This is a genomic window from Pseudomonas sp. 20P_3.2_Bac5, assembly GCF_025466035.1.
GTDB lineage: Bacteria > Pseudomonadota > Gammaproteobacteria > Pseudomonadales > Pseudomonadaceae > Aquipseudomonas.
In genome coordinates, this window is record NZ_JANLOA010000066.1 from 53,814 (window position 1) to 66,661 (window position 12,848).

Sequence of the window (12,848 nt, forward strand, 5' to 3'; positions counted from 1 at the left end):
TGCCGTGGGACTGTAAACGATGAGCAAGCAGATTCCTGTACAAGACATCACCCCGCCTGCCAACAAGAAGAAAAACGAGAGCGTGGACCTCTACGCCGCGCGGGAAAAAATCTACACCCGAGCCTTCACCGGTATTTTCCGCAACCTGCGAATGGCAGGCGGCGCACTCCTCTTTCTCCTCTATTTCGGCACCGTCTGGCTGAACTGGGGCGGTCACCAGGCCGTCTGGTGGAATCTGCCGGAGCGCAAGTTCTACATCTTCGGCGCCACCATCTGGCCGCAGGATTTCATCCTCCTCTCCGGCATTCTTATCGTCGCCGCCTTCGGCCTGTTCTTCATCACCGTATTCGCCGGGCGCGTCTGGTGCGGCTACACCTGCCCGCAGAGCGTCTGGACCTGGATCTTCATGTGGTGCGAAAAGGTCACCGAAGGCGACCGCAACCAGCGCATGAAACTGGACAAGGCGCCGATGAGCGCCAACAAGGCTGCCCGCAAGACCGCCAAGCACACCCTCTGGCTGCTGATCGGCTTCGTCACCGGCATCACCTTCGTCGGCTATTTCGCACCGATCCGCGAACTGATGGTGGACTTCTTCACGGGTGAAGCGGACGGCTGGGCCTACTTCTGGGTCGGCTTCTTCACCCTCGCCACCTACGGCAACGCCGGCTGGCTGCGCGAACAGGTGTGTATTTACATGTGCCCGTACGCCCGCTTCCAGAGCGTGATGTTCGACAAGGACACCCTGATCGTTTCCTACGACCCGCGTCGCGGCGAGACCCGTGGCCCGCGTAAAAAAGACATCGACTACAAGGCCAAGGGCCTCGGCGACTGCATCGACTGCACCATGTGCGTCCAGGTCTGCCCGACCGGCATCGACATCCGCGACGGCCTGCAAATCGAGTGCATCGGCTGCGCTGCCTGCATCGACGCCTGCGACAACATCATGGAGAAGATGAACTACCCGCGTGGCCTGATCAGCTACACCACCGAGCACAACCTGTCCGGGCAGAAGACCCACATGCTGCGACCGCGGCTGATCGGCTACTTCGTGGTCCTGCTGGTGATGATCGGCGCGCTCGCCAGCGCCTTCTTCATGCGTTCGCTGGTAGGCTTCGACGTCAGCAAGGACCGGGTGCTCTACCGCGAAAACGCCCAGGGCCGGATCGAGAACGTCTACAGCCTGAAAGTGATGAACAAGGATCAGCACGACCACGTCTACGTGCTGGAAGCCGAGGGCCTGCCGGGACTGCGTCTGGAAGGCGCACGGGAGATCCGTGTGGCGGCCGGCGATATCGTCAGCCTGCCGGTACAACTGTCGGTGGCGCCGGAACAACTGCCGTCGACCACCAACGACGTCACCTTCATTCTCAAGGACGCTGACGACAGCGGCACCGAGGTTGAAGCCAAGAGCCGGTTCATCGGCCCGCAAATCCGCTAAGAGAGTCTTTCAATGCCTGCAGCAAGCGCTCACAGCCCCTGGTACAAGCACCTCTGGCCCTGGATCATCATCGGCATTTTGGCCACCTCGGTGACCCTGAGCCTGACCATGGTCAGCATTGCCGTGAACAACCCGGACAACCTGGTCAACGACAACTACTACGAGGCCGGCAAGGGCATCAACCGCTCACTGGACCGCGAACTGCTGGCGCAGACCCTCAACCTCAAGGCCAGCGTGCACCTGGACGAAGTCACCGGCGAAGTCGAACTGCGCCTGAGCGGTGACAGCCAGCCGCAGGCCCTGGAGCTCAATCTGATCTCGCCGACCCAGCCGGAGAAGGACCGCAAGATCGCCCTGACCCTGAGCAGCGAGCCGGGTCGGTATCTGGGCCAACTGGATGATCGGGTCGAAGGTCGTCGCTTCGTCGAACTGCTGGGAACCCAGGAAGGCAAGACCTGGCGGCTGTTCGAAGAGGAAGATGTTGCCCACGACGTGACCCTGCTGCTGGGTGACGAGGCGCTCAAGGGGGCTGAGCACCTCGATAAATAAACCGCCAACGCACGCACGCTCGCGCCTTACCCCTGTAGGAGCGAGCGTGCTCGCGATGCGACCCACACCATAAATCTGCACTAAGACAGCCATGACCACCCCCACGCCTTGCTACCACTGTGCCCTGCCCGTCCCGGCCGGGAGCCGCTTCACCGCCGTGGTCCTCGGCGAGGCGCGGGAATTCTGCTGCCCTGGCTGCCAGGCGGTGGCCGAGGCCATCGTCGCCGGCAAACTGGAGAGCTACTACCAGCACCGCAGCGAAGCCAGCGCCAACCCCGACGCCCTGCCGCGGCAACTGGTGGACGAACTGGCCCTGTACGACCGCGCCGACGTCCAGCAACCCTTCGTCCGACATGATGGCGAGCTGGCGGAAACCACCCTACTGATCGAAGGCATCAGTTGCGCGGCGTGCGGCTGGCTGATCGAGAAACACCTGCGAGGCGTGCCGGGCGTGGCCGAAGCCCGCCTGAACCTGTCCAACCACCGTCTGCTGGTAAGCTGGGCCGACAGCCAGTTGCCGCTGTCGAAGCTGCTCGCCGAACTGCGCCACATCGGCTACGCCGCCCATCCGTACCAGCCCGACCGCGCCGCCGAACAACTGGCCAGCGAGAACCGCACCGCCCTGCGCCAACTCGGCGTCGCCGGGCTGCTGTGGTTCCAGGCGATGATGGCAACCATGGCCACCTGGCCGGAATTCAACATCGACCTCAGCCCCGAGCTGCACATCATCCTGCGCTGGGTGGCGATGTTTCTGACCACACCCATCGTCTTCTACAGTTGCGCGCCGTTCTTCCGCGGCGCCGCCCGCGACCTGCGCACCCGCCACCTGACCATGGACGTCTCGGTCTCGCTGGCCATCGGCCTGGCCTACGGTGCCGGCATCTGGACCGCGATCACCGGCAGCGGCGAGCTGTACTTCGACGCGGTGGGCATGTTCGCCCTGTTCCTGTTGGCCGGGCGCTACCTGGAACGCCGCGCCCGCGAGCGCACCGCCGCCGCCACCGCGCAACTGGTCAACCTGCTGCCGGCCTCGTGCCTGCGCCTGGACGACACCGGCAACAGCGAGCGAATCCTCCTGCGCGAACTACAGATCGGCGACCGCATCCTGGTCCAGCCGGGCGCGGTACTGCCGGCGGACGGACGGATCGTCGAAGGGCAATCGAGCGTCGATGAATCGCTGCTGACCGGCGAATACCTGCCCCATCCGCGCCAGCGCGGCGATGCCGTCACCGCTGGCACCCTCAACGTGGAAAGCGCGCTGACCGTGGAAGTTATGGCGCTCGGCCACGACACCCGACTCTCGGCGATCGTGCGCCTGCTGGAGCGGGCTCAGTCGGAAAAACCGCGACTGGCAGAAATCGCCGACCGCGCTTCGCAATGGTTCCTGCTGTTCAGCCTGATCGCCGCCGCAGGCATCGGCCTGGTGTGGTGGCAGATCGATCCGTCACGGGCTTTCTGGATTGTTCTGGCGATGCTGGTGGCCACTTGCCCTTGCGCCCTCTCCCTCGCCACCCCGACCGCCCTCACCGCCGCCACCGGCACCCTGCACAGCCTCGGCCTGTTGCTGACCCGCGGCCATGTGCTGGAAGGCCTGAACCAGATCGACACGGTGATCTTCGACAAGACCGGCACCCTCACCGAAGGCCGCCTGACCCTGCGCTCGATCCGTCCGCTGGGCGCGCTGGACGCCGATCATTGCCTGCGCCTTGCCGCCGCCCTGGAAAACCGCTCCGAGCACCCCATCGCCCGCGCCTTCGGCCGCACCGTGGCGGTGGCGGACGCCGTTCAGAGCAGCCCCGGCCTGGGTCTGGAAGGCCGAGTCGAAGAGCGCCTGCTGCGTATCGGCCAGCCGGCATTCGTCTGCGAGTTGAGCGGTGCGGCAGTGCCCGCCATGCCGGACGAACCCGGACAATGGCTGTTGCTGGGCGATAGCCAGGGCCCGCTGGCCTGGTTCGTCCTCGACGACCGCCTGCGCGTCGATGCCGCCGACCTGCTGGACGCCTGCCGCGCCCGTGGCTGGAAAACCCTGCTACTGTCCGGCGACAGCTCGCCGATGGTTGCCAGCGTCGCCGCCGAACTGCGCATCGACCAGGCTATCGGCGGCCTGCGCCCGAACGACAAGCTGCAACAACTGAAAGCCCTGCAGGCCGAAGGCCGCAAGGTGCTGATGCTTGGTGACGGGGTCAACGACGTGCCGGTCCTGGCCGCCGCCGACATCAGCATCGCCATGGGCTCGGCCACCGACCTGGCCAAGACCAGCGCCGACGCGGTGCTGCTGTCCAATCGCCTGGACACCCTGGTGCAGGCCTTCAGCCTCGCGCGGCGCACACGGCGGATCATCATCGAAAACCTGCTCTGGGCCGGCCTGTATAATGGCCTCATGCTGCCGTTCGCCGCCCTGGGCTGGATCACACCGATATGGGCGGCGGTCGGCATGTCGGTCAGCTCGCTGATCGTGGTCCTCAATGCCCTGCGCCTGACCCGGCTGCGCGGCGCGCCGGCGTCAAACCGTCCGGCCAGCGCCACCCACCCCGCAACGGCCTGACCAGGAGATCCCATGCCCGCCCTCTACGTGATGATTCCTGCCGCCCTGGTACTCGTCGGCATCGCCCTGTACATCTTCTTCTGGGCGGTGGACAGCGGCCAATACGAAGACCTCGACGGCCCGGCCCACAGCATCCTCTTCGACGACCAGGACCCAAAGCACCAAGCCGCGGTGCAAGAACGACAGGACCCGCCGAACGCCAACCCCGACGAGCCGAAAGAGCCCAAGCCCCGTGTTTGATTTGCTACCCCTGCTGAGTTCGGCACTGATCCTCGGCCTGCTTGGCGGCGGCCACTGCCTGGGGATGTGCGGCGGCCTGATGGGCGCCCTGACCCTGGCGATTCCGCCGGAACAACGCGGCCGCCGCCTGCAACTCTTGCTGGCCTACAACCTCGGCCGCGTACTCAGCTACGCCAGCGCCGGGCTGCTGCTGGGCCTCGCCGGCTGGGCGCTGGCCGGGAGCCCCTTGGCCACGGCGATGCGCGTGGTCGCGGCGCTGCTGCTCATCAGCATGGGCCTGTACCTGGCCGGCTGGTGGAGCGGCCTGACCCGCATCGAAAGCCTCGGCCGTGGCCTGTGGCGACATATCCAGCCGGTAGCGACGCGCCTGCTGCCGGTTTCCAGCATTCCGCGGGCCTTGCTGCTGGGCGCGCTGTGGGGCTGGTTGCCGTGCGGTTTGGTCTACAGCACCCTGCTCTGGGCCGCCAGCCAGGGCAGCGCGGTGAACAGCGCTCTGTTGATGCTGGCCTTCGGTGTCGGCACCTGGCCGGTATTGCTGGCTACAGGCCTTGCCGCCGAGCGCAGCAACGCCCTGTTGCGTCGCCGTGGCGTGCGGGTGGCCGGGGGCCTGCTGGTGATCCTGTTTGGCCTGTGGACCCTGCCCGGCCCGCACCAGCACTGGCTGATGGGTCACTGAAGCGGATTTGATACAAATCAACACCGCTGTACGTGTGGCTCCCTAGACTCCGGACACTGCCGCAATTCCTGGGACTGCCACCATGCACGACGCCCTCCAATGGGACTCTGACCTGATTCGCCGTTACGATCTGGCCGGCCCGCGCTACACCTCCTATCCGACCGCAGTGCAACTGCACAGCGAAATCGGCTCCTTCGACCTCCTGCACGCCCTGCGTGACAGCCGCCGAGCGGCGCGTCCGCTGTCTCTCTACGTCCATGTGCCGTTCTGCGCCAACATTTGCTACTACTGCGCCTGCAACAAGGTCATCACCAAGGACCGCGCCCGCGCACAGCCTTACCTGCAGCGGCTGGAACAGGAAATCCAGTTGATCGCCTGCCACCTCGATCCCGGCCAGACCGTCGAGCAACTGCACCTGGGCGGTGGCACGCCAACCTTCCTCAGCCACGTCGAACTGCGCCAGTTGATGGCGCAACTGCGCAAGCACTTCAACTTGCTGGACGATGACTCGGGCGACTACGGCATCGAAATCGACCCCCGCGAGGCGGACTGGTCGACCATGGGCCTGCTGCGCGAACTGGGCTTCAACCGCGTCAGCCTCGGCGTGCAGGATCTCGACCCGGTCGTCCAGCGGGCGATCAACCGCCTGCAAAGCCTGGAACAGACCCGCACCATCATCGAAGCGGCGCGGACCCTGCAATTCCGCTCGATCAACCTCGACCTGATCTACGGCCTGCCCAAGCAGACCCCGGAAGGCTTCGCCCGCACCGTCGAAGAAGTGATCAAGCTGCAGCCGGACCGGCTGTCGGTGTTCAACTACGCGCACCTGCCCGAACGCTTCATGCCGCAACGGCGCATCGACAGCAGCGACCTGCCAGCACCGGCGGCGAAGCTGGAGATGCTGCACAACACCATCGAGCAACTGACCCGCGCCGGCTATCGCTACATCGGCATGGACCACTTCGCCCTGCCCGACGATGAACTGGCTATCGCCCAGGAAGAATCGACCCTGCAGCGCAACTTCCAGGGCTACACCACCCATGGTCATTGCGACCTGATCGGCCTCGGCGTGTCGGCCATCAGCCAGATCGGCGACCTCTACTGCCAGAACAGCAGTGACCTCAACGAATACCAGAACGCCCTGGATGCCGCGCAACTGGGCACCAGCCGCGGGCTGATCTGCACCCAGGACGACCGCGTGCGCCGGGCCGTGATCCAGGACCTGATCTGCCATTTCGAACTGGATTTCGAACGCATCGAACAGGCCTTCACCATCGATTTCCGGGGCTACTTCAAGGATTTGTGGCCGGCACTGGAAGGCATGGCCAAGGACGGCCTGATCGAGCTGCGCAACGACGGCATCAGCGTGTTGCCAGCCGGTCGCCTGCTGGTGCGCTCGGTGTGCATGGTGTTCGACGCCTACCTGGACCTGAACAACCGCCAGCGTTTTTCGCGAGTGATCTGAGTCGCGGGCGCGGCTCAGGCATTTAGCAACTTGATTGCCTTGCCGACCTGGTCCGGCGTCAGCGCCAACTGCCCCATGGCCCGGACCAGGCCGAAGTTGACGGTGTTCAACGAGGCAGACAATGCACTGACCCGGGCTTCCAAGGCCGCCGTCTTTTTCTGCATTTCCACCGGATCAAGGGAACGATCCCGCATCAGAGACTGCAACTGACGCTGGGCTTCAGCCAATTCCCGCTGCAGCTTGCGGATCATCTTCAACAATTGGCGAACCGACTCCGGCAAGCCGCTTTCGTCGATATCCGCGTCATCTTGACGCTGGCCCGACACCTCCAGCCCCTTGAGAGAAAGGCTGACCTTCACCCCTTCACCCGGTGTTGTGGTGCCCTCGCCTTCTTCTCCGCGCTTCGCCTGAACGGGCTCGGAATGCCCGGAAACAGAGGCCTGGCGAGTGGCCTGAAGATCGACGGTCAACATGCTGGTTCTGCCTGAGAGACGTGATGCAATTGTTATCGGCTTGAAACCCGCGAACTTGAGCGGGGAGCGCACCAAAACAGAGCACGCTGGCCTCAACCGTCCCGGCTGAGTTACCCTTGTGTTCTATGTGTGCTTTCCCACAAGGAATGATGAAATGTCTGAGCCTGTTAAACTGCGCCCTCACAACCAGGCCCATTGCAAGGATTGCAGCCTGGCGCCTCTGTGTCTGCCTCTGTCACTGAACATGGAAGACATGGATTCGCTGGATGAAATCGTCAAACGTGGGCGCCCGCTGAAAAAAGGCGAGTTTCTGTTCCGGCAGGGTGACAACTTCGGTTCGGTTTACGCGGTGCGCTCCGGCGCCCTGAAAACCTTCAGCCTGAGCGACGGCGGCGAAGAACAGATCACCGGCTTCCACCTGCCAAGCGAACTGGTGGGTTTGTCGGGCATGGACACCGAAACCTACCCGGTCTCGGCCCAGGCGCAAGAGACCACGTCGGTATGCGAAATCCCCTTCGAGCGGCTGGACGAACTGTCGGTGCAATTGCCGCAACTGCGCCGGCAACTGATGCGGGTGATGAGCCGGGAAATCCGCGACGATCAGCAAATGATGCTGCTGTTGTCGAAAAAGACCGCCGACGAGCGGATCGCCACCTTCCTGGTCAACCTCTCCGCGCGTTTCCGTGCCCGTGGCTACTCGGCCAACCAGTTCCGCCTGAGCATGTCGCGCAACGAAATCGGCAATTACCTGGGCCTGGCAGTGGAAACCGTGTCCCGCGTGTTTACCCGCTTCCAGCAGAACGGCCTGATCGAAGCCGAAGGCAAGGAAGTACGGATTCTCGACCCGATCCAGCTCTGCGCGCTGGCTGGTGGCGCACTGGAAGCCTGAAATCCTCGGCAAACGGGTATACTGGCGGGCGTTTTGCCTTTCAGGATACCCGCTCCATGCCCAGCGACAGCTTTGACCTCAAATCCCTGATCCGCCCGGTTACGGACTTTCCCAAACCCGGCGTGATCTTCCGTGACATCACCCCGCTGTTCCAGTCGCCACGGGGCTTGCGCCATGTCGCCGACCAGTTCATCGAGCGCTACGTCGAGGCCGAGTTCAGCCATATCGGCGCCATGGATGCCCGCGGTTTCCTGATCGGCTCGATCATCGCCCACCAGTTGAACAAGCCGCTGATCCTGTTCCGCAAACAGGGCAAGCTGCCGGCCGACGTGATTTCCGAGGGTTACCAGACCGAGTACGGCGAAGCCTTCCTGGAAGTGCATGCCGACAGCCTGTGCGAAGGCGACGCGGTGCTGATCTTCGACGACCTGATCGCCACCGGCGGCACCCTGCTGGCCGCCGCGAACCTGGTCCGGCGCATGGGCGCGGCGGTATTTGAAGCGGCGGCGATCATCGACCTGCCAGAGCTGGGCGGTTCGCAGAAACTGCAGGACGCCGGGATTTCGACCTTCTGCCTGACCGAGTTTTCGCTGAGCGAATATTGATCCCGCGATAACGCAGGCCGCCGCCCGGTAGGAGCGGATTCATCCGCGATTGGGCGCGCAGCGGCCATAAAACCTGAGCCCCGGGTGTGCCAGACAAACTCGGGGCTCAGACTCTGCGACCGCTTCGCCGCCGTTCGCGGATAAATCCGCGCCTACGGTGCCCGCGTCAGACTCAGAGCGACATCGGTTTGCGCCCCGCAAACGAATGCGCCAGCGTCCCGCCATCCACCAGTTCCAACTCGCCACCCAGCGGCACACCATGGGCGATCCGCGAGCCCACCAGGCCCTTGTCCGCCAGCAACTGCGCGATGTAATGCGCGGTCGCCTCGCCTTCAACGGTGGGGTTGGTCGCCAGGATCACTTCGGTGAAGGTGCCCTGCTCCGCGATCCGCGCCATCAACTGCGGAATCCCGATCGCCTCCGGCCCAAGCCCGTCCAGCGGCGACAAATGCCCCTTGAGCACGAAGTAGCGACCGCGGTAACCGGTCTGCTCCACCGCATACACATCCATCGGCCCTTCCACCACGCACAACAGCGTGTCGTCGCGCCGTGGATCGGCACATTGCGGGCAAAGCTCCTGCTCGGTGAGGGTGCGGCATTGCCGGCAGTGGCCGACCCCTTCCATGGCCTGGCTCAGGGCCTGGGCCAGACGAACACCGCCGCTGCGGTCACGTTCGAGCAACTGCAAGGCCATGCGCTGGGCGGTTTTCTGACCCACGCCCGGCAAGGTGCGCAAGGCATCGATCAACTGGCGAATCAGGGGACTGAAGCTCATGGTAAAAGGCCTGGCAACTCATCGAATGGGGAGAAACGACGATGGGAGCGACGGCCTTGCAGCCGTGCTCCCACCGGGTGAAACAGATGCGTCTTAGAACGGCATCTTGAAGCCTGGCGGCAACTGCATGCCCGCAGTCATGCCACCCATTTTTTCCTGGCTGTTCTGCTCGACCTTGCGCACGGCGTCGTTGACGGCGGCGGCGATCAGGTCTTCCAGCACTTCCTTGTCTTCCTGCATCAGGCTGTCGTCCAGGCTGATGCGCTTGACGTCATGACGACCGGTCATGACCACGCTGACCAGACCGGCGCCGGATTGACCGGTCACTTCGGCGTTGGCCAGTTCTTCCTGCATCTTGGCCATTTTTTCCTGCATCTGCTGTGCCTGCTTCATCAGGCCGGCCATGCCACCTTTCATCATGGGAATCACCTCGGTATCAAGTTACTTGGCACACCGCGCACCAGGCGCGGCGCTGGGTATCCGGTTATTCGCCCTGGCTGGCCAGGGCATCGACAGGTTCAATAGTATCGTGGCGCACGGTGGCACCGAACTTCTGGATCATCTGTTGGATGAACGGATCGTTCTCGATCGATTCCTCGGCCTCGCGCTGGCGATCGGCGCGCTTGCGGGATGCGGCCTGGGCCGGCGTTTCCTGCTCGGGGCGGATCAGCTCGATGGTCAGCGTCAGGTTGCGGCCCAGGTGCTGGTTCAGCGCATCGTTCAGGCGGCGCTGCTGGGTCGCGTTGAACAGCGCGCTGTGGCCCGGATCCAGGTGCAGCAGCCAGTGATCGCCGTCCACGGCCATCAGCGTACAGTTGGCGGCGATATTACCGGTCATGCCGGAGATCGGCAGGCTCGGGAACATTTCCAACCATTGTAGAGCCAGGCCGGTCGCTGGCTGTGCCGCCGGTTCGGGCTCCGGCTCGGCAGCCGGCTCAGCAGCATGTTCGCTGGCGAGTTCGTCCAGGTAGCTGTAGCTCGCCGGATCGACCTCGCCGCCATAGTAATCATCATCCAGCGGCGGCTCGTCATCGCGATCCATGCCGGCTGGGCTGTAGCTGTGGTCGTCCGGCGGCGGCTCGTCATGCCGCTCGGCCGCTGGTGCTGGCGTAGCGACCGGTGCGGGTTCGGGCTCGGGAACAGGGGTCGGCTCGGGCTGTGCTTCAGGCTCGGGCTTGGGTTCCGAAGCGGCTTCAACTGCCGGTGCCAGGCTCGGCTCGTCCCACGGAAGATCGATTTTCTCCGCCACCGGCTCGGGCTCGGGCTGAACCTCGGCAACCGACTCAGGTGCAGGCTCCGGCTCGACGGCTGGAGCTGGAGCTGGAGCTGGAGCTGGAGCTGGAGCTGGAGCTGGAGCTGGAGCTGGAGCTGGAGCTGGAGCTGGAGCTGCAACAGGCTCGGGGGCTGGTGCGGCAATCGCAACCGGAGCCACCGGCGCTGGGGAATCAGTTGTGGCCTGGCTGATTCCCACTGGCTTTAGCGTCGTGCCCGGTGCATCGCCGCTGTCCGCCGGGCGGAACGCCAGCATGCGCAGCAACGCCATCTCGAAACCACCACGCGGGTCCGGCGCCAACGGCAAGTCGCGGCGACCGATCAGGCCCATCTGGTAGTAGAACTGCACATCCTCGGCCGGCAGCGCCTGGGCCAGGTCCAGCACCCGCTCGCGATCGCCCTGGCCGTTGTCCACCGCCTCGGGCAGCGCCTGGGCGATGGCCACGCGGTGCAGCACATTGAGCATTTCCGACAACACGCCGTTCCAGTCCGGCCCCTGCTCGGCAAGGTGCCGTACCGCTTCGAGCAAGGCACGGGCATCGCCTTCCAGCAACGCTTGGAGCACACCGTAGACCTGACCGTGATCCAGCGTGCCGAGCATCGCCCGCACATCGGCAGCCAGCACCTTGCCTTCGCCAAAGGCGATGGCCTGGTCGGTGAGGCTCATGGCATCGCGCATCGAGCCATCGGCGGCGCGACCCAGCAACCACAGTGCGTCGTCTTCGAATGGCACGTTCTCGACACCCAGCACATGGCTCAGGTGCTCGACCACACGCTCGGGGGTCATGTTCTTCAGGGAAAACTGCAGGCAACGCGACAGGATGGTCGCAGGAAGCTTCTGCGGGTCCGTGGTTGCCAGGATGAACTTGACGTAGGGCGGCGGCTCTTCAAGCGTCTTGAGCAAGGCATTGAAAGAGTGGCTGGAAAGCATGTGCACTTCGTCGATCAGGTAGACCTTGAAGCGCCCGCGGCTCGGCGCGTACTGCACGTTGTCCAGCAGTTCGCGGGTGTCCTCGACCTTGGTCCGGCTCGCGGCGTCGATCTCGATCAGGTCGACGAACCGGCCCTCGTCGATCTCCCTGCACACCGAGCAGGTGCCGCAGGGGGTCGAAGTGATGCCGGTTTCACAGTTGACACATTTGGCGATGATCCGCGCGATGGTGGTCTTGCCGACACCGCGGGTACCGGTAAACAGGTAGGCGTGGTGCAGGCGCTGATTGTCCAGCGCATTGATCAGGGCCTTCAGCACATGGGTCTGGCCGACCATTTCGCGGAACGAGCGCGGACGCCATTTACGTGCAAGAACCTGATAACTCATGAAAAACCATCGCAGCCTGAACGAGCGGGAAGATCGCTAATGCTAGCGGAGCGGGGGCAAAATTGCATCCTGCCATTCCGTCTCGGGCCCGGAAATCGCGGCATCAAGGGCTGCACGTCAGCAACAACGCCGCCAGATACAGCCCCAGACCGAATACACCGTGGGTCATCAGGCTACGCAGACGGTTTTTCCCCGGCGTCGGCGTCCGCGAAGCAAAGAACCCTGCGCCCATCGCCGGCTGCATGACACAAAACGGCGCAATCACTGAAACAATGCCGAACAACAGCGCGGGCAGCACCGTCGGCGCCCGCAGCCAGCCCTGCCCCATCACCGCCACCAACAGCGCGGCGAACAGCACACCCACCGCGTAATGGATGATCCAGCCCCACATCAATTCGTTTGCCACAGGCTCAGTCCGGGCAATCGCCGCATGGTGAAAACGACCGCGAAACAGATGCCCCGCCCAGCGCCCGACCATGGCGAAATTGAGGGTGGTGATACCCAGGCGCTTGAGCAATAGGGCCCACAGGTCCATGACCAGCGTGGCGCCGATACCGATCAGTAGAGTGGAAAGAAGGATGGACATGGAAAACTCCTCGGCAC

At 64.1% G+C, this 12,848-nt stretch carries 13 protein-coding genes; 8 read left to right on the forward strand and 5 right to left on the reverse strand.

All coding sequences use genetic code 11. The features are described from left to right. The first annotated feature begins 19 nt into the window (after nucleotides 1-19). The 6 genes from ccoG (at nucleotide 20) to hemN (ending at nucleotide 6,913) form a co-directional block, all read left to right on the forward strand. Nucleotides 20-1,438: a cytochrome c oxidase accessory protein CcoG gene (gene ccoG, locus NTD88_RS11355; RefSeq protein WP_262156088.1), complete on the forward strand. Its 1,419-nt coding sequence runs from the start codon at nucleotides 20-22 to the stop codon at nucleotides 1,436-1,438. 12 nt (nucleotides 1,439-1,450) lie between these two features. Continuing rightward, a complete protein-coding gene (locus NTD88_RS11360; protein ID WP_262156090.1) occupies nucleotides 1,451-1,987 on the forward strand; it encodes a FixH family protein in 537 nt (178 codons plus the stop codon). Between the two features lie 91 nt (nucleotides 1,988-2,078). Further along, complete coding sequence (locus NTD88_RS11365) at nucleotides 2,079-4,532, forward strand: heavy metal translocating P-type ATPase (RefSeq protein WP_262156092.1); 2,454 nt, start codon at nucleotides 2,079-2,081, stop codon at nucleotides 4,530-4,532. Nucleotides 4,533-4,544: 12 nt separating this feature from the next. Continuing rightward, nucleotides 4,545-4,772 (forward strand): cbb3-type cytochrome oxidase assembly protein CcoS, encoded by a 228-nt coding sequence (gene ccoS, locus NTD88_RS11370; protein ID WP_262129533.1) that lies wholly within the window; start codon nucleotides 4,545-4,547, stop codon nucleotides 4,770-4,772. After that, nucleotides 4,765-5,448 carry a sulfite exporter TauE/SafE family protein gene (locus NTD88_RS11375; protein ID WP_262156093.1) on the forward strand — a complete coding sequence of 228 codons (684 nt, stop codon included), beginning with the start codon at nucleotides 4,765-4,767 and terminating at the stop codon, nucleotides 5,446-5,448. The genes ccoS and NTD88_RS11375 overlap by 8 nt, the downstream gene beginning before the upstream one ends. 82 nt (nucleotides 5,449-5,530) lie before the next feature. After that, nucleotides 5,531-6,913, forward strand: coding sequence for an oxygen-independent coproporphyrinogen III oxidase (gene hemN / locus NTD88_RS11380; RefSeq protein ID WP_262129531.1), 1,383 nt, complete (start codon nucleotides 5,531-5,533; stop codon nucleotides 6,911-6,913). Nucleotides 6,914-6,927: 14 nt separating this feature from the next. Here the strand turns inward: hemN and NTD88_RS11385 are convergent, their stop codons facing one another. After that, on the reverse strand, nucleotides 6,928-7,386 hold the full coding sequence (locus NTD88_RS11385; RefSeq protein WP_262129530.1) for a hypothetical protein: 459 nt from the start codon (nucleotides 7,384-7,386) through the stop codon (nucleotides 6,928-6,930). A 154-nt stretch (nucleotides 7,387-7,540) separates the two neighbouring features. On the opposite strand from NTD88_RS11385, the gene fnrA reads away from it, so the two are divergent. Both fnrA and NTD88_RS11395 read left to right on the forward strand, forming a co-directional pair. After that, nucleotides 7,541-8,275 carry a Crp/Fnr family transcriptional regulator FnrA gene (gene fnrA / locus NTD88_RS11390; protein WP_095157052.1) on the forward strand — a complete coding sequence of 245 codons (735 nt, stop codon included), beginning with the start codon at nucleotides 7,541-7,543 and terminating at the stop codon, nucleotides 8,273-8,275. 56 nt (nucleotides 8,276-8,331) lie between these two features. Then, on the forward strand, nucleotides 8,332-8,880 hold the full coding sequence (locus NTD88_RS11395) for an adenine phosphoribosyltransferase (protein WP_262156094.1): 549 nt from the start codon (nucleotides 8,332-8,334) through the stop codon (nucleotides 8,878-8,880). Nucleotides 8,881-9,052: 172 nt separating this feature from the next. On the opposite strand, the gene recR is transcribed toward NTD88_RS11395, so the two are convergent. The 4 genes from recR to NTD88_RS11415 all read right to left on the reverse strand — a co-directional run bounded on the left by recR (nucleotide 9,053) and on the right by NTD88_RS11415 (nucleotide 12,831). Further along, nucleotides 9,053-9,655, reverse strand: a complete 603-nt coding sequence (gene recR, locus NTD88_RS11400; protein WP_095157050.1) for a recombination mediator RecR — start codon at nucleotides 9,653-9,655, stop codon at nucleotides 9,053-9,055. A 93-nt stretch (nucleotides 9,656-9,748) separates the two neighbouring features. Beyond that, a complete protein-coding gene (locus NTD88_RS11405) occupies nucleotides 9,749-10,075 on the reverse strand; it encodes a YbaB/EbfC family nucleoid-associated protein (RefSeq protein WP_028945400.1) in 327 nt (108 codons plus the stop codon). 64 nt (nucleotides 10,076-10,139) lie between these two features. Continuing rightward, the gene (gene dnaX, locus NTD88_RS11410; RefSeq protein ID WP_262156095.1) at nucleotides 10,140-12,245 is read right to left on the reverse strand and encodes a DNA polymerase III subunit gamma/tau; all 2,106 of its coding nucleotides are present in this window, start codon (nucleotides 12,243-12,245) and stop codon (nucleotides 10,140-10,142) included. Between the two features lie 103 nt (nucleotides 12,246-12,348). After that, entirely contained in the window at nucleotides 12,349-12,831 is a 483-nt protein-coding gene (locus NTD88_RS11415; protein WP_262156096.1) for a DUF2938 domain-containing protein, read from the reverse strand. Nucleotides 12,832-12,848 lie beyond the last annotated feature (17 nt).